The sequence below is a fragment of the Puia sp. genome, assembly GCF_036500295.1.
Taxonomy (GTDB): Bacteria; Bacteroidota; Bacteroidia; order Chitinophagales; family Chitinophagaceae; genus Puia.
In genome coordinates, this window is record NZ_DASYCH010000022.1 from 1 (window position 1) to 18,664 (window position 18,664).

10 protein-coding genes are annotated in these 18,664 nt (G+C 55.1%); 8 read left to right on the forward strand and 2 right to left on the reverse strand.

Annotated features, from left to right (window positions below; all coding sequences use genetic code 11):
* From VGM48_RS05770 to VGM48_RS05785, 4 genes are all read left to right on the forward strand, one after another.
* A partial coding sequence (locus tag VGM48_RS05770) for a TolC family protein (RefSeq protein WP_331576960.1) occupies nt 1-812 on the forward strand: 812 nt, incomplete at its 5' end.
* A 21-nt stretch (nt 813-833) separates the two neighbouring features.
* Nucleotides 834-2,000, forward strand: coding sequence for an efflux RND transporter periplasmic adaptor subunit (locus tag VGM48_RS05775; protein ID WP_331576962.1), 1,167 nt, complete (start codon nt 834-836; stop codon nt 1,998-2,000).
* Between the two features lie 17 nt (nt 2,001-2,017).
* The gene (locus VGM48_RS05780; RefSeq protein WP_331576964.1) at nt 2,018-5,365 is read left to right on the forward strand and encodes an efflux RND transporter permease subunit; all 3,348 of its coding nucleotides are present in this window, start codon (nt 2,018-2,020) and stop codon (nt 5,363-5,365) included.
* Nucleotides 5,362-8,646 carry an efflux RND transporter permease subunit gene (locus tag VGM48_RS05785; RefSeq protein ID WP_331576966.1) on the forward strand — a complete coding sequence of 1,095 codons (3,285 nt, stop codon included), beginning with the start codon at nt 5,362-5,364 and terminating at the stop codon, nt 8,644-8,646. Before VGM48_RS05780 ends, VGM48_RS05785 begins: the two co-directional genes overlap by 4 nt.
* Before the next feature lie 21 nt (nt 8,647-8,667).
* Here the strand turns inward: VGM48_RS05785 and VGM48_RS05790 are convergent, their stop codons facing one another.
* Together VGM48_RS05790 and VGM48_RS05795 are read right to left on the reverse strand one after the other, a co-directional pair.
* On the reverse strand, nt 8,668-11,067 hold the full coding sequence (locus VGM48_RS05790) for an ABC transporter permease (protein ID WP_331576968.1): 2,400 nt from the start codon (nt 11,065-11,067) through the stop codon (nt 8,668-8,670).
* A 144-nt stretch (nt 11,068-11,211) separates the two neighbouring features.
* On the reverse strand, nt 11,212-11,979 hold the full coding sequence (locus tag VGM48_RS05795) for an NAD(P)-binding domain-containing protein (RefSeq protein WP_331576970.1): 768 nt from the start codon (nt 11,977-11,979) through the stop codon (nt 11,212-11,214).
* A gap of 73 nt (nt 11,980-12,052) precedes the next feature.
* On the opposite strand from VGM48_RS05795, the gene VGM48_RS05800 reads away from it, so the two are divergent.
* The 4 genes from VGM48_RS05800 to VGM48_RS05815 all read left to right on the forward strand — a co-directional run.
* Nucleotides 12,053-13,450 (forward strand): GntP family permease, encoded by a 1,398-nt coding sequence (locus VGM48_RS05800; protein ID WP_331576972.1) that lies wholly within the window; start codon nt 12,053-12,055, stop codon nt 13,448-13,450.
* 5 nt (nt 13,451-13,455) lie between these two features.
* Nucleotides 13,456-14,700: a glycerate kinase gene (locus tag VGM48_RS05805; RefSeq protein WP_331576974.1), complete on the forward strand. Its 1,245-nt coding sequence runs from the start codon at nt 13,456-13,458 to the stop codon at nt 14,698-14,700.
* 44 nt (nt 14,701-14,744) lie between these two features.
* On the forward strand, nt 14,745-17,435 hold the full coding sequence (locus VGM48_RS05810; protein ID WP_331576976.1) for a glycoside hydrolase family 127 protein: 2,691 nt from the start codon (nt 14,745-14,747) through the stop codon (nt 17,433-17,435).
* Nucleotides 17,420-18,664, forward strand: a 1,245-nt coding sequence (locus VGM48_RS05815) for a DUF5695 domain-containing protein (RefSeq protein WP_331576978.1), incomplete at its 3' end; no start/stop codon positions are given. The genes VGM48_RS05810 and VGM48_RS05815, both read left to right, overlap by 16 nt.

An 18,664-nucleotide genomic window follows, 5' to 3' on the forward strand; every position in this document is an offset into this window, starting at 1 on the left:
CTAAGAACCTGCACGATACCTATCACCAATATGTCAGCGGCGTCGTGGACGAAACGGACTATGACGAAGCCGGCATCACCCTTAACAATTCAAGATCGCAGTTGAAACAGGCAACGGAAAGCGTCGCCCCGCAATACGCCGCCCTCAAGCAGATCATGGGCCTCCCTCCGGAACAGCAGTTCAATGTGAGCTTCGATACCGCACAGATGTTGAAGGACATCGCCTTCGATACGACCCGTTCCCTGCAGTACCAACAACGCATCGAATTCCAGCAGCTCCAGACGACGAAGAAGATCCAGGGCTCGCTCATCGACTATTACCGGAAAGCCTGGCTTCCATCCGTTGGCGCTTTCTTCGATTACGATTACGCCTTTCAAAACAACAATTTCGGAAAACTATTCTCTAACGCCTATCCGTACTCGTTTGTTGGCCTGTCTGTCAGCATGCCGATCTTCACCGGTTTTGCCCGGACCAATAGCCTCCAACGGGCCCGGCTCCAGGGACGACAGCTCGATTGGGAGGAGGTAAACCTCAGGTCACAGATCTATTCGGAATATACCGCAGCCCTGGCGGGTTATAAAAGCAACCTCTTTGACCTGTATTCCACAAAGGAAAATGTCGGCCTGGCAAGACGTACCTATGACATCGTGGAATTGCAATACCAGCAGGGAGTCGTCGCTTACCTGAACGTGATCACCGCCGAATCGAACCTGATAACCTCGGAAATCGGCTACCTCAACGCCCTCTTCCAATTGTTGTCCAGCAAGATCGACCTGGAACGATCGATGGGATATATTTCTGTAAATCATTAAAACATACGTTAAATCACCTTTATGAATAGACTGGCATTTAGTCTGGTTTTAATCGGCGTCCTGGCCTTCTTTTCCTGCCAACAGAAGCCGCCGGCGCCCACACCCCTTATCCCCGTCAACCTGATAACGGTAAAGTCGCAACCCGTCCTCTATTATGACAAATTCCCCTCCACGACCCAGGCGCTAAGCCAGGTCGATATCCGCCCGCAGGTACAGGGCTATATCACCGGTATTTTTTTCACGGAAGGCACCCATGTACATAAAGGACAAAAATTATACGAGATCGACGAACGTCTCTACAAGGCTGCCTACGATCAGGCCGTCGCCAATGTCAAGGTCGCCCAGGGCAATATGGAACAGGCAAAACAGGATGCCGGCCGTTATCAATACCTGAACGCCCACAATGCCATTGCAAAACAGGTCCTCGACCATGCGGTCATCGCCCTGCAGAACGCCAACAACGAAGTACAGGCCGCCCAAGAGGCAGTCAAAACAGCCGCCACCAATCTCACCTACTCGATCATCACCGCCCCCTTTGACGGAACGATCGGGTTTAGCCAGGTCAAGCTGGGCAACCAGGTACAGGGCGGGTCGACGATCCTCAATACCATCTCAACCGATGACCCGATGGCCGTCGATTTCCTCATCAATGAATCCCAATTATCCCACTACCAGGACCTGGAACGACATCGGCAAAACGACCTTGATTCGTTGTTCACCATCATCCTGCCCAACCATTCCATCTACCCGCAACCGGGTAAGATCTCCGTCATCGACCGCGCCGTCGACCCACAGACCGGAACGATCCGCATCCGCCTTGTATTTCCCAATCCCAAAAAAGACCTTCGGGTCGGCATGAGCTGCGTCGTCCGGGTACACAACCAGGAGACGACCCCGCAGATCCTGATCCCCGGAAGGGCCGTCGTCGAACAGATGGGTGAATATTTTGTGTATCTCGCCAAAGACACCGTGCTTAACAACCCCGCCGATTCGAGCGGGAAAGACCCTCATCTCGTAGCGATACAGGTAAAAATAATGGTCGGTCAAACCATCGGTGCGAATATACTGGTGCATTCCGGTCTCCATGACGGGGATAAGATCATCGTCGATGGCGTACAGGCAGTACATGACGGATCGCCGATCACCACCGCTAACAGGCAAGGCCCGGCCGCTCCGGGCAGAAGGTAACAAACAACAAATTCTCTATGATCGCGAATACGTTTATAAAAAGGCCGGTGACCGCTATCGTTATCTCCATCGTGCTGGTGTTGACCGGCACGATCTGTATCGCCGTCCTGCCGATCGACCAGTACCCGGATATCACCCCTCCGCTCGTACAGGTCAACGGCCAGTTCACCGGCGCCGATGCCCAGACCGTAGAACAGACCGTCGCCACACCCATCGAACAGCAGGTGAACGGAACGCCCGGCATGGAATACATGCAATCCAACAGCACCAACAACGGACTCATGTCCATGAACGTTACGTTCAATATCGGGACGGATATCGATATCGCCACCCTGGATGTGCAGAACCGCGTCAGCATCGCCACCCCGCTGCTCCCCGCCGTCGCCAGCCGCCTGGGGATCACCGTCCGCGCCGTCAACCCCAGCATGCTGATGATGGTCGCCATCTATGCGCCCAAAGGCACGCACAATATCACGTTCCTCGACAACTATACAAATATCTTCGTACAAGACGCCCTGCTACGCGTTCCCGGCGTAGGCACGATCCAGCGGTTTACCGATGATTTCAGCATGCGGATATGGATGAACCCCGAAAAGATGGCGGCCTATAGCCTGACGCCACAGGATGTCATCAACGCACTGAACGCACAGAATGTCCAGGTAGCCGCCGGGTCCGCCGGTGTTCCGCCGCAGGAAAAGGCCCAGACCTTCGAGATCGGCATCCTCGTCAACGGCCGGCTCAGCAAGGTGTCCGAATTTCAGAATATCATCGTAAAGACGATCCCCGCCACCGGCGAAATGGTCTATCTGAAAGACGTGGCCCGGGTAGAACTCGGAAAGTTCACTTTTTCCAGCAATTCCTTCGTCGACGGCAAACGCGCCTCCTATCTCCAGATCTACCAGGCGCCGGGCAGCAATGCCCTCAAAACGGCACAGGGCATCTATAAGCAGCTTGCACAACTCAAACAATTCTTCCCCGCCGACGTCGAATATTCTGTTCCTTTCGAGTCGGTCACGGTTGTAAAGGTATCGATGGAAGACGTGGTATATACCCTGCTGCTGACCCTGGGACTGGTCGCGATCGTGGTCTTCCTCTTCCTGCAAAACCTGCGGTCCACCCTTATCCCCGTCCTTGCCATCCCCGTATCTATCTTTGGAACGTTCTGTTTTTTCATCCCCCTCGGCTTTACGATCAATACCCTGACGATGTTCGGCTTTGTCCTGGCCATCGGTATCGTCGTGGATGACGCGATCATCGTGGTGGAAGCGGTGCAGCATTATATTGACGAGAAAGGCATGTCACCAAAGGAGGCGACCTATTATGCCATGAAGGATATCTCGGCGCCGGTCGTTGCGATCGCCCTCATCCTGGCCGCCGTTTTCGTCCCCGTCGGTTTTATACCCGGCATCGTTGGACGACTCTACCAGCAGTTCGCGATCACCATCGCTATTTCTGTCATTATCTCCGCCTTTATCGCCCTTTCCCTCACACCCGCCCTTTGTTCCCTGCTCCTGAAACCCACAAAGATCCGAAAGGACGCCAAAGGGATCAATAAGGTGTTCTATCGATTCAACGCCTGGTTCGAGCGGATCACCAACTCCTATTCCACCGGCGTCCAACGCTCCATCAAGGGATCGCGCTATATCCTCATTTTACTGGTATGCCTTTGTGCCGGAGCCTATTTTATGTTCGTTCGCAAACCGACGGGCTTTATCCCCTCCGAGGACGACGGCAACATCTATGTCACTTTCCAATTGCCCCCAGCCTCTTCGACGGCGCAATCCGTCGAACTGATGCAGCGCCTCATGAAGGTGGTCTCGGCTACCCCCGGCGTCGCGCACTATGCCGCCCTGTCCGGTCTCAACGTGATCACGAATGCGACAAACTCCAACTGCGGAACGGTATATTGCCAGCTCAAGCCCTGGGACGAACGCGGACCGACAGAACAAAAGGTCCCCGGCATCCTTGCCGTGCTGCAACAACGGATCGCAGATGCGGGCATCCGCAACGCCAATGTAGAGGTGATCCAACCGTCTCCGATCCCCGGCATCGGCGCCAGCGTGGGCTTTAGCCTCCAGATCGAACAGCGCAGCACCAATGACGACGTACATGCATTCGAGAAAGTGGTCAATAAATTTATCGCCGAAGCCAACAGGGACCCCGCGATCGCAAACAGCTACAGCTTTTTCTCGGCCCATACCCCCGCCTATAACCTCACCGTCGACCGCGAAAAATGCGAGAAGCTCGGCGTGAATATCGGCGATGTGTTCACCACGATACAGGCCTATATGGGCAGCCTGTATATCAATGATTTTACCGCCTATAACCGGACCTTCCATGTGGTCGTGCAAGCCGATACGGTCTTCCGCAGCATGATCTCGAACATGGATAAGTACTATGTCCGCAACCAGCAAGGCAATATGCTTCCGCTCGGTACGCTCATCACCTACCAGCCTACCGAGACGGCTCCCCTGATCTCGCATTTCAATATCTTCCGCTCCGCCGAGATCGACGGGATACCCGCCGCCGGGGTCAGCAGCACCGACGCCCTCAAGGCCCTGGCAAAGGTTGCCGGCCGCGTCCTGCCCTCCGGTTATACCTATGAGTTCTCCGGACTTAGTTACGAAGAGATAAAAGCCGGCTCTACGACAGTCTATATTTTTCTCTTCTCTATCACCTTCGTCTTTCTGTTTCTCGCAGCACTATATGAAAGCTGGTCCGTACCCTTTTCTGTTTTACTGGCCGTACCTATCGGGGCCTTCGGCGCGATCCTGACCCTCGTGCTCGTCCCCAGCCTTACCGATAACGTATATGCGCAGATCGGTTTGATCACGCTGATCGGGCTGGCGGCCAAGAACGCCATCCTCATCGTGGAATTCGCCAAGGTCCGCGTCGACCGCGGGGAAGACCTGATCCAATCCACCCTGGAAGCCGTCAGCCTCCGCCTCCGCCCCATCGTCATGACCTCCATGGCCTTTATCCTGGGCGTCCTGCCCCTGGTCTTCGCTACTGGAGCCGGCGCCGTCGCCCGCAGGACCATCGGCTTTACCGTACTTGGCGGCATGTTCGCCGCGTCCACCCTGGCGATCTTTATCGTACCGGTGCTCTTTGTGCTGATCACCCGCGGCGCCTATGGGAAGAAAAAACTGGAATACCTGAAAGCGCATCACGAACAGTTGATGGAAAAAGCGAAAAAAATAGAGCAACAGGACATCGATCCCGAACTGGAATACGAGATAAAAAAATCGCGCGATCTGTCGGCAGCGGACCGGCGGGGATCCGGTGAAGGCGGCCGGGAGAACCGGGGTGAAGGCCATGATGGGAAGCCCGGCGAGGGTGACACACAAAAACCCGTTCAAGGATGATTGCCAACACTTTCATAAAAAGGCCGGTAACAGCCATCGTAATAGCGGTCGTACTGATCATCTCCGGGACGATCTGCATCTTCAATCTTGCGGTCGATCAATACCCGAATATTTCACCCCCTTCCGTATCGATCAACGGCCAGTATACCGGCGCAGACGCACAGACGGTGGAACAGACCGTCGCGATACCGATAGAGGAGCAGGTCAACGGATCGCCGGGCATGGAGTACATGCAGAGTACGAACACGAATACCGGCAATATGAATGTCAGCGTGACCTTCGAGGTCGGAACGAATGTACATATCGCCGCGCTGAACGTTCAGAACCGCGTGGGCATCGCCGCCCCCCTCCTGCCCTCCGTGGTCAGTAAACTCGGGCTGACGGTGCGGGCCCGCAACCCGGACCAATTGATGATGGTGGCGGTCTTTGCACCGAAGGGGACCCACAACATCACTTTCCTGGATAACTATACGAATATATTTATCAGTGACGCTCTTTTGCGGGTGCCGGGCGTAGGCGATATCCAGGTAAGAGCGGATCAGTTCAGTATGCGGGTCTGGCTCGACCCCGAAAAGATGGCCAGCTATGGGCTGATGCCAAAGGATGTGACCGCTGCCCTGAATGCGCAGAATGTCTATGTAGCGGCCGGTGCCGTAGGCGCCCCGCCCCAGCAATCCAGCCAGTCCTATGAATTGAATGTCCTGCCCAACGGCCAGTTGCAGAAAGCTTCCGACTATGAGAAGGTAGTGGTCAAAACGATCCCTGACAGCGCACAACGCGGCGGAAGACTGGTATACCTGAAGGATGTCGGACGTGTCGAACTGGGCAAGTTCACTTTTTCCGGTAACTCCTTCGTGGACGGCAAACGCGCCTCCTTCCTCATGGTCTACCAGGCGCCCGGCAGCAATGCGCTGCAGACGGCGGAGAACGTTTTTGCGGAGCTCGAACGACTAAAGAAATTTTTCCCACCCGACGTGGACTATAAAGTGCCTTTCGAATCGGTGACGATCATCAAGACGTCGATCCACGAGGCATTGAGTACCCTCCTGAAAGCCCTGGGACTCGTGGCGCTGGTCGTTTTCCTCTTCCTGCAGAACCTGCGTTCGACACTGATCCCCATCCTGGCCATCCCGGTTTCTATCCTTGGCTGTTTTTGTTTCTTTATCCCCCTGGGATTTACGATCAATACGCTGACGATGTTTGGCTTTGTACTGGCCATCGGGATCGTGGTGGACGACGCCATTATCGTAGTGGAAGCCGTACAGCACTATATTGATGAAAAGGGTATGTCGGCAAAGGAAGCGACCTACCATGCGATGAAGGAGATCTCCGCGCCCGTGGTGGCGATCGCCCTGATCCTCGCCGCCGTCTTTGTGCCGGTAGGCTTTATCCCGGGTATCGTAGGCAGGCTGTACCAGCAATTCGCGATCACGATCGCTATCTCGGTGATCCTTTCAGCCTTTACAGCCTTATCGCTGACACCGGCCCTTTGCAGCCTGCTCCTGCGACCAACGTCCGTACAAAACCGACGGAATTTTCTTGCCCGGTTCTTCGTCGGCTTTAATCGCTTTTTCGGAAGCATGACAAGGCGCTATGGCAATGGGGTGCGGCATAGCATCCACGGAGCAAGATATATCGTCATCCTCCTCCTTTGCATTCTCATCGGCACCATCCTCCTTTTCAAGAACAAACCTTCCAGCTTTATCCCCTCGGAAGACGATGGCAGGATCTACGTAACCTATCAACTTCCGGAAGCATCTTCCGTAACACAGTCTGTGGCGGTGATCACGAAGCTCATGAATATCGTAGGCAAGACCCCTGGCGTGAACCATTTTGCGGCCCTGTCGGGTCTGAACATCCTCAATGGCGGCTCCAACTCCAACAACGGAACGATCTTCGTCATGTTAAAACCCTGGGGAGAGCGATCCAAACCGGAAGAAAAGGTGCCGGGTCTGATCAGCGTAATCCAGGGCCGCATCGCAAAGGCCGGTATCAAGAACGCAAATGTCGTCGTCGTAGCGCCGCCGCCTGTCCGCGGTATCGGCCGGGCGGCCGGATTTTCCATGCAGATCGAGCAGGGGAATACCAGCGATGACGTTCATGCCTTCGAGGCAGTGGTGAAGAAATTCGTGGCTGCGTGTAAAAAGAACCCGGCCACATCCACGGCATTTTGCTATTATGGCGCCCATACGCCCAGCTATAACCTCACGGTGGACCGCGACAAGTGCCAGAAGCTCGGCGTAAATATCTCCGATGTGTTTAACACGATGCAGGCCTATATGGGCAGCCTCTTCGTAAATAATTTTACCCTCTATGACCGTACCTTCCATGTGGTGATCCAGGCGGACACGACCTTTCGCGCCCTGATCTCCAATATGGACAAGTACTATGTGCGCAACCAGGCCGGACAAATGCTGCCGCTGAGCACGCTGATCAGCTATGTGCCGGTGGAGACCGCGCCCCTGATCACCCACTTCAATATCTTCCGCAGCGCCGAAGTCGACGGCTCGACGCCGCCGGGATACAGTTCCGGCCAGGGTATCGAAGCCTTGAAACAGATCGCCGCCAAAGTGCTGCCCCAGGGGTATACCTATGAGTTTTCCGGGCTTGCCTATGAAGAGATAAAGGCGGGAACGACAACGGTCTATATTTTCCTTTTCTGTATCGTTTTTGTATTTCTTTTCCTTGCCGCGCTATACGAAAGCTGGTCCGTACCCCTTTCCGTCATGCTGGCCTTCCCCATCAGCGCCTTTGGAGCCATCCTCACGCTGACCTTCCTGCCAAAGTTGACAAACAACGTCTATGCCCAGATCGGACTGATCACCCTGATCGGACTTTCCGCCAAGAATGCGATCCTCATCGTGGAATTTGCAAAGTTGCGGGTGGACCGTGGGGAGGACTTGCTGCAGTCTATCCTCGAGGCCGTCAAATTGCGTTTTCGACCGATCATCATGACCTCGATGTCCTTTGTCTTCGGTGTCATGCCCCTGGTGCTGGCTACCGGCGCCGGAGCGGTAGCTCGAAACACGATCGGTTTCGCCGTATTGGGTGGCATGCTTGCCTCCTCTTCCATGGCGATCTTTATCGTGCCGGTGCTCTTTGTCCTCTTCACCCGTCTCTCCTACGGCAAAAAACAACTGGCCTGGCTAAAGGCACACCACGAAGAGCTGATGGAAAGAGCCCGAAAGGTCGAAGAACAGAACATCGACCCCGAACTGGAATACGAGATCGCGCTTGCGCACGAGGAACATAAATCGGTCGTTCCGCCCTCAAACGATTGATCGGATTGGTAACGTTTTAGTTTACTCAGTCCTCAAACTCTTCACCGGATTCGCCATCGCGGCCCGCATCGCAAGGAAACTCACCGTTACCAACGCAATCAACAGCGCCATCACCCCCGCCAGCACAAAAACCCACCAACTGATCGTCACCCGGTAGGCATAGTCCTGCAACCACCGGTTTAAGGCATACCAGGCCAACGGCCAGGCAATCCCGTTGGCGATCAGCACCAGCACGATAAAATGACGGGACAGCAGCCCGACGATACTGGACAGAGAGGCGCCCAACACTTTTCGGATCCCTATTTCCTTGATCCTTTTCTCGGCGGAATAGGAAGCAAGCCCAAACAGGCCCAGACAGGAAATAAGGATGGCCAGCACTGCCAGGATCCCGACCATCTGGCTGACCTGCGCATCCGCCCGGTAGACCTCTTTAAAATGATCGTCGAGGAACTGGTACTCGAACGGATGCTCGGGAAAAATATTCTTCCAGGTGGATCGAATAAATGAAATGGCCTCCGTCGCCTTGCCACCGCTGATCTTTACCGACAAGGTGCTGAACCCCCAGTCCTTCTGGTTGAAAAGGAACATCGTCTCTATTTTATTATGGAGGGAATTGAAATTGAAATCCCGGGCGATGCCGACAATCGAGCCGGCGCTGTCAAACCCAAAATGCTTCCCGATCAAAGACGACAATGGCGTATTGGGCTCGTCTTTGATCAGCTCCCTGGCCAGGGCTTCATTGATGATATATTCTTTTCCGTTGGCCTGCTTTTCCTGGGAAAAATTTCTCCCCATCGCCAGTTGTATCTTATAAAGGTTTAAATAATCCGCGTCTACGATGAGCCGGGTGGACGTCAGTTGCCGAAGGGGACCATTTCCCCGGAACTCGATACCGGATTGGTCGAGGTGGCTGCCCAATTGGTCCTGCGCCGCCGTCACCCCCGAAACAAGCGGACTGGCGGATAGCTCTTGTTTCAACAGATCATATTTCCGGGCGGTAACGCCATCCAGCGGTATCGTCACTACCTGGTCCCGGACAAACCCGGGATCCCGCCCCTGCATATAGTTAAGCTGACGGGCGACGAATATGGTGGCGATCATCAAAAATATGGCGCTTGCAAATTGCCCGACCACCAGGACATTCCGGATACCGCCCTTGTTTTTTCCGCTGAGCAATACGCCCTTCAACACTTTTACCGGTTGAAAAGAGGACAGGTAGACCGCTGGATAGAGTCCGGAGATCAATCCTACCAGGATAGTCCCCATCAGTACGGCCACCAGCAGCCAGGGGTGTTGCAGGAGTTGCGTTCCCAATTTCCGCTGGCTCAGGTTGTCGATGTACGGAAGGATGAGAAGTACCAGCCCCATCGCAATCACCAATGCGATCAGCGACAGCAGGACCGTTTCCCCGAGGAATTGAAAACCCAGTTGTGAACGCCGGGCGCCGATCGATTTCCGGATGCCGACCTCCTTGGCCCGTTCCGACGAACGCGCCGTGGAAAGATTCATGAAGTTGATACAGGCTATAAGCAGCACGATCAGGGCGATGGCCGTGAAGATATTGGTATAGTTCTTATCAAATTTTTGGAAGTTGATATAGTCGAGGCCGATATCGGAAGCATTCGCATGCACATCCCGGAACGGCAACAGGAAAAGTTCGTAATACTTCCAACCCTCCCCTCCCGCCATATGCTTTTTCAGATAAGCCGGGAATTTTCGTTCCAACGCCGCCGCATGGGTATGCGGAGCGAGTTCTACATAGGTATTCAGCCAGTTACCTCCCCAGTTATTCAGCCATTGCGGCCTGTAAATGGTATTGAACGAAAATAAGGCGTCGAACTGGAACTGTGAATTGGCCGGCAGATCCTCCATGATAGCGGTAACCCTGAAGAGCAGGGTATCGTTCGCATAATGATGGATCGTCTTGCCGATGGGATCGGCATTGCCAAATAATTTACGGGCGGCGGACGCTGTCAGCACGGCGCTGTTGGGTTTTTGAAGCGCCGCCTCCCGATCACCTTTTAGCAACGGAAAGTCGAACATCCGGAGAAAGACCGAGTCGACAAAAAAGACTTGTGAAAAATACTCCCTTTTCTCGTCGTATGTCATTTGATACTGGTTGTTCCACCGCACCCGGCTATAATTCAGGACCTCGGGGAACTCGGCCTTCATGGTCGGCCCCATCGGGAACATCGACAACGCCACTTTCTGGGAAGCCACCATCCCCGGGAACTTCTGTACTTCATTCAACCGGTATATATTCCGGGTGTGGAAGTTGTCAAAGCTCTTCTCATAAAAAACGAACAGGAAGATCACGATACAGGCGGCAAGACCGGTGGCAAGACCGATAATGTTGATGGCGGAATATATTTTGTGCCTGCGCAGGTTGCGCCACGCGATCCGGAGATAGTTTTTTAGCATGCCGGGGGTTTTTCTGATTTGATGCGAACAGACCGGCAATTAGCTACATAAAGAATGCCGGTTTGGCAAATGTATATGGATCAACTCGTTGTGGTTAGCAAATTCAGGAAGCTGGTCGTTTTCGTTACACCGGATGTTCGCTTTTCATTTAAACCTTTCCAACAACCTGTCCGAAGCCTCTTTATACGCCTGGTGCGCCCCCTTTTCCCGGATCTCCTTCCCCGCCTGCTCATTCATGCCGTTGGGTGTAGCCGCATGCTGCGCCAGCTCCCGGAATTCGATCGGGTCCGAATGCTGCGCCAGGTAGGACAATGACTGGAACATATTCGCGATATAGGCGTTGGCCGTCTCCCGGGGCACTCCATGCGTCGTCGTCCAGTCGCTCAGCGTATCCAGCAGTTCGTAAAAAGGCGTGATAAGCCCGGTCAGCGTCCATATGACATGCAACTGACCTTCGTCTTTTACCGGGAGCGGCTGACCGACATAGCTAAACAAACGAACGACCGTATCATTGGCGCGATAAAGAGGGATCGGACAATTGTGTTGCATTACCGTCGGTAAGGGAATGGCCCGGGCAAGATCGACTGCAGGTGCGACGGCCGCCGCCAGCCCCGCATAGCTCAACAACGGGACCAGGGAGACGACTATATGCCGCCGGTCGAATCGCAAGGCTCCCAACACCTCCGCTGCAACGGCCGGTCGTACGGAGATGAAAACGATATCGCTCCGGTCCAGTACTTCCTGGTTAGTGCCCATCCGATGCACCAGGGCCGGATATTTGCCGGCCAGCCCCAGCGAATTTTCTTCATTGCGGGGTGAAAGATAAATGACTATGTCTTTGGCCGCCGATGTGCAGAGCCCCTCTACAAGCGCGCCGGCAATTTTCCCGACACCGATAAAACCTATTTTCATATGGCCAAAGATAACTATTTATGCAAATGACACCCTTCCTGCAAATTGACTATAAATCCCCGTATTTTTATACATGCAACCTTCTTTCCTGCAAGCATTGCTTTGTCTGTCGACCGGCGTCACCCTCATCGTAGTGCTGACGACCCGTTACCGGGTACACGCCTTCTTTGCCTTACTGCTTTCCTGTCTCGTGGTGGGCCTGGGGGTCGGCTTCCCCCTGAATGATGTTGTCGCCACGGCCAAAGATGGCTTCGGTAATATCATGAAGTCGCTGGGACTGATCATCGTGCTGGGCACTACATTGGGTGTCGTCCTTGAATACACCGGGAGTACCCGGGTGATGGCCGCCTATATCCTAAAAAAGATAGGGCCGCGCCGCGCCGCCGCGGCGATCAGCCTGACGGGCTTTATCGTGGGCCTGCCTATTTTTTGTGACTCGGGTTTTATCGTTCTCAGCGGTCTCAACCAATCCCTGGCAAAAAGCTCCCGTATTCCCATGGCCGTTATAGCCGTCTCACTGGCAACGGGGCTGTATTCGGTTCACTGTCTGATTCCACCACATCCCGGCGCCGCCGCCGCCGCAGGTACCATGGGCGTTGACTTCGGTCGTCTCATCGTCGCCGGTGTCCTCGTAGCCATTCCCGCCGCCGTTATCGGTCATTGCTGGGCCCGTTATGCCGGCCGCAACGGGATGAGTGCCGAATCGCTCGTCCCGTCAACGCAGCCGGCAACCGCATCCGGAACACCACCCACCCCGCTAACCGCTAACCAAGACGATCACCCCACACCCCAAACCGCCAGTCAGGAGATCTCCCCCTTCAGGGCCTTCCTCCCCGTCATAACGCCCATCCTCCTTATCGCCCTAAAATCGTTTTTCCTCGTCGAACATACCACCGGACTTCGCTGGCTTTCCATTTTTCTCTCGCTGGGTGATCCCGTGATCGCGCTCCTCACCGGAGTCCTGCTGGCCTTTACCGGAGGCCGGTCCTGGAACCGCATCGTTATCGGCAGGCTACTCAATGACTCCGTGGAGAAAGCTGGCAGCATCCTCGTCATCATCGGCGCCGGCGGCGCTTTTGGGGCAATCCTCGCCGCGACGAAGATGGGTGAACAGTTGAGCGCCCACCTGCCACTGGCCGGCATGGGAATTTTCTTCCCTTTCCTGCTGACCTTCCTCCTGAAAACGGCACAAGGCTCCTCCACCGTCGCCATCATCACCGCCGCATCTATCGTAAAGCCCCTCCTCCCCGCCCTGGGCCTGGCATCCGGCAACGGACCCCTGCTTTGCATTTTGTCGATGGGCGCGGGCTCCATGATGATCTCCCATGCCAATGATGCCTACTTCTGGGTGATCGCCCGCTTCTCCGGTCTCGATATGCGAACGATGCTAAAAGTATACTCGATGGCCACCCTCTTTATGGGACTGACAGCTTATGGAACGGTTTATCTTTTCTCACGCTTTTTATCCTGATCGCTATGCATATCCTCATTGCCCCCAACGCTTATAAAAACAGCCTTACCGCAGCGGAGGCCGCCGACGCCATCCATGCCGGTCTGCAAGAAAGCAGCCTCGACTGTCATTGCGAATGCTTTCCCATCGCCGATGGAGGCGACGGTACGGGCAGTCTACTCCTAAAAAGATCCAAGGGCATTTCCATCGATGTCTCCGTACAGGACCCGCTCGGAAGACCCATCACCGCGCCCTTTGGTTGGATCGACCCATCCACCTCGCCGGTCAGCGAACAGCCAACGGCAATCAGCGAACCGCCAACGGCGATCATCGAACTTGCCGACGCTTCCGGTCTTCGTCTGCTGCAAACCGGTGAGGCCAACGCCCTCCGGGCCTCCACTACCGGCACCGGACAGCTTCTCAAAGCGGCCCTCGACAAAGGCGCCCGCCGGATCATCCTTTGTATCGGCGGCTCCGCCACCGTCGACGGAGGTATCGGAATTCTTTCTGCGCTCGGCGCCCGCTTCCTGGATAGTAGTGATAACCCCCTGCCCCCGATTCCCGAAAAACTGCCCGAATTAAAACGGATCGATCTCAGCGGTCTTCATCCCTCTCTCTTCGATGCAGCGACCGGGTCCGCGACCAGGACCGGCATGGCCGCCGATGCAGGGACCAGGATCATTGTCCTTTGCGATGTAGACAACACCCTCCTCGGCCCCGCCGGATCGGCCGCCGTCTTCGGCCCCCAAAAAGGCGCGTCCACCCCTGAAATGGTCCGTCAACTGGATACGGCGCTCTCACATCTAAGAGACATCGTGCTCGACACTACCGGCAAGGACATGGCCTCCGTCCGTTATGGCGGCGCCGCAGGCGGAACGGCCGCGGGACTCTATGCGCTGTTGAATGCACAACTGGTCAATGGCGCCGACTTTTTTCTTCAGTACACGGGCTTTGACGCCAGCCTGGAGAAAGCCGGTCTCGTCATCACCGGGGAAGGAAGCATCGATGAACAGACCCTACAGGGTAAAGGTCCTTTCGCCGTGGCCAAAAAAGCGCGCCGGTACAAGATCCCGGTGATCGGCCTCGCCGGGAAGCTTCCCCCGGAGCCCTCTCCCGAGCTGATGGAATATTTTGACGCCCTCCTTCCCATCGGTCATGCACCGCAAAGCCTGGAAGAGGCGCTCCTGAACACGGCCGCCGATCTCCGCCAGACCGCAACGACCCTCGGCGATCTGCTGGCACTTAGGACAAAATCGGATAGGTTTGAGTGAAGAATTGAGCAGCGCAGAACCCCGGTGATTCGTATTTTCATACCATGAAATCACACAATTTCTTTGCCTGGGCATCGATCAGCCTGTTATCCTTGTCCGCCACCGCTCAAACGACAAATAATAACGATGCCCGTGGCAATCTCGCCATCATCGCCACTGCCACCGGATCCAGCCGTCCCGGCGAGACCCTGACCAACCTCAACGATGGGCTCACCCCAGCCACGCCGGGATATAGACGCCGCAACCGGCCCCAGCCTATACTTAGTGCCCCCTGGGTAGAATATGACTGGCGCCAGCCCGTCCGTACCAACGAGATCTCCGTCTATTGGTGGGATTATACCGGCACCGCCCACATCCCCATCGCCTATCACATACAATATTGGGACGGCAATAATTTCGTCCCCGTTCACAACGCTACCGGCCTCGGGCTGGTAAACAACGGCTTTAATAATACCAGCTTTGACGAAATTAATACGACCCGCCTCCGGGTGGAATTGGACTCGACGGATCGCTACGCCTCCACCCTCCTGGAATGGAAGGTCATGGAGTCCAAAGACATGTCCCCTCTTCCGCCAGTCACCATCGCCGGCGTCGACCGCGACGTGATGCTGGGAGGAAAGACCTGGCTCGCCGGCGTGATCAAGTCGGTACATCCCGTCACCCGGACCGCCTGGAACAAGACCTCCGGTCCCGGCACGGCCTCTTTTAGCAATGCCGGTGCAACTGAAGGAACGGCAACTTTTTCCGCTCCCGGCGACTATACCCTTACCCTCACCGCCTGGCAGGGAAACCTTTCCTCCGCATCCACTATAAAAGTAAAGGTGCGCCCCCTGCCGCCTGTCAAGCGACTGGACGTAGTCTATACCAAACATTATAGCGTCGACAGCAAACTCTGGAATGACCGGGCGAAATCGATCATCGTCAACTGGATCCCTTTCTGCATCGACCAGATCAATCGCAGCGATCTTTCCACCGGCCAGGGTGGCATCGATAATTTCATCGAAGCGGCAAAAGCCCTGAGAGGGGAACCACACGGAAAACACAAAGGTTATGTCTTTTCCAATGCATGGGTCCACCAGACCGTAGAGGCGATGTGCGAAGCCCTGATGGTCGATCCAAAAGGCGACGGAGAGATCATCGCCGCCCAGGAGAAGATGAAAAAGACCCTCGAACAATGGATCCCCATTATCCTCTCCGCACAGGAGCCCGACGGATACCTGCAGACCGCCTACACCTTACGGGATACCAGCCGCTGGCATGATCGCTGGTCCCCCGAAAGCCGGGGTAACCATGAAGGTTATACCGCGGGTTATTTTATCGAGTCCGCCATCAACCATTATACCCTCACCGAAGGAAAGGACCGACGACTCTATAATGCCGCCAAGAAACTCGCCGACTGCTGGGTCGCCCATATCGGCCCCGGCAAGATCGCCTGGTTCGACGGCCACCAGGAAATGGAACAGGCGCTGGTCCGTTTTGGCCGCTTCGTCAACGATATGGAAGGCCATGGTCATGGCGATTCCTATATCCGGCTTGCCAAGTTCCTGCTGGATAACAGGCATGGCGGCAGTGACTACGATCAGAGCCGCGTCCCGGTACAGGAACAATATGAAGCCGTGGGACACGCCGTACGCGCTACCTACACCTATTCCGGCATGGCAGATATAGCTGCGGAGACAGGTGATATAGACTATCAAAGCGCCGTCCTCTCCCTCTGGGATAATATGGTCAACAAAAAATATTATATCACCGGCGGCATCGGCAGCGGCGAAACCTCGGAAGGCTTCGGCCCCAATTATTCGCTGCGCAACAATGCCTATTGCGAATCCTGTTCGAGCTGCGGGCTCATCTTCTTCGAATATAAAATGAACCTCGCCTATCACGACGCCAAATACGCGGATCTGTACGAAGAGACGATCTATAACGCCCTTTTGGGTTCCCTGTCCCTCGACGGGAAAGACTTCTATTATACCAACGCCCTTGCCGCCGAACAGCCCCGTTATGCATGGCATGTCTGCCCCTGCTGCGTCGGCAATATTCCCCGCACGCTGCTCATGATGCCGACCTGGACCTATGTCCGTGGCGACGATGGCCTCTATGTAAACCTCTTTATCGGCAGTACGATGAAAATCGAAAAAGTGGCGGGCACGGATGTGGAAATGGTCCAAAAGACGGACTATCCCTGGAACGGAAAGGTGTCCATGACCGTTAATCCAAAAGTATCCAAGGAGTTTACGCTGTATATCCGGGTACCCAACCGCACCACCAGCGAACTCTATACCCCCGTCCCCAGCGTCAGCGGTCTCACGTCGATCTCCGTCAATGGCAAGTCGATCACCCCCTCTATCGTAAAAGGATATGCGGTCATTCGGCGCACCTGGAAAAAAGGGGACAAGATCGAAATGGAACTGCCGATGAAGATCCAAAAAGTGATGGCCAGCGATAAGGTCGATGCCGACAAAGGCCGCGTAGCCCTGCGTTATGGACCCCTGTTGTACAACGTTGAGACCGCCGACCAGCAAAATATCAACCAACCCATCGGACCTACCCCGCTCTCCCTGAAATGGAAAGATAATTTCCTCCATGGCGTAATGACGATCAACGGGACCTGGGCCGACGGCAGCCCCCTCGTGGCCATCCCCAACTATACCCGACTTAACCGTTTAAAACCAACCCCGACCCCCGAAAACGAAATGGAAAAGAAACCGATCTCTATCGTATGGATAAAAGACTGATCCCGCTGCTGTTCCTGTTGACATCGACTTCTACCCTATTGTACGCGCAACAGGCACAGCCCGTCGCAGCCCTCCACAATGCGTCCTTTACCCTTCAACCCGCCGGCAACGGCATCGGCGGCCTTTGGAAGACCGGCGACAGGTACCTGACCAACTATGTCCGGAAGGGCAAGGTCTTTGGCGATGTCGTCGTACGATTTCACGAGGCCGGTGGCACGCTGGATTCTCTAAAGAAAACGGCAACGGATTTCCAGCAGGACGGGCAGTCCATCGGCAACTCCGATCCATCCGCAGATCATCCGCACCCGCTCCTTCTCTCCCAGGTCTTTAATCTGAAAGGCGAAAAGCTTTTCTGGACGATCACCCTGGCCAATGAGGCGAAGGTCCCGCTTACCATCGAAGACCTCGCCCTGCCCCTGGCTTATAACAGCGGCGGCGGCGAGAACCCCACCGAGATCTTCGAACAACGGGTGATCAAACATCATTTCATATCCGGTAATAATTCTTTTCTCTTTTGGGAAAGACCCACCGGTGTAGGCCCCTATCTCGTCCTCCTCCCCCTCGCCGGCACTTCGCTGGAATATTTCTCGACCAATGCCGCAGGAGCCGGGCGCGGCGCCTTCCAGGCCTTTATCCATGCCGCCCATACCAGCCATTTGGAAACAAGAGGGACCTGGCGTCAACCGGTATCTACCGCTACTATCCCGGCCCACGGACGTCGTGTCGAACATTTTGTCTTCCGCTGGGCCAAAGACTATGAAGATATCCGCAGGATCCTCGTCGAAGAAGGGTTGATCGATATCCGCATCATGCCGGGAATGACCATCCCAACCAACCTCGATGCAACGGTTGCATTGAACACACATCAGAAGATCTGCGCGCTCCTGCCCGAGTTCCCCGCCGGCACCTCCATCACACCCCTCCCCGGTAATGCGCCCTACCAACGCTATAAAATAAAATTCTCCCATCCCGGCGAAAACCGGATCACTATCCAATACGGCGACCATTACAAGACCTATCTTGAATTCTTCGTAACCGAGCCGTTGGAAACGCTTTACAAAAAAAGAGCGGCATTCATCGTCAACCGTCAGCAGCATAAAGACCCTTCCAAATGGTACGACGGCCTCTTCTCGATCTATGACATGAAGAACCATACGCTCCGCGGACCCGACAATCCCGATTATTTCGATACCAGCCGGCTTAGCTATGTCCTCACCTGCGACGATCCC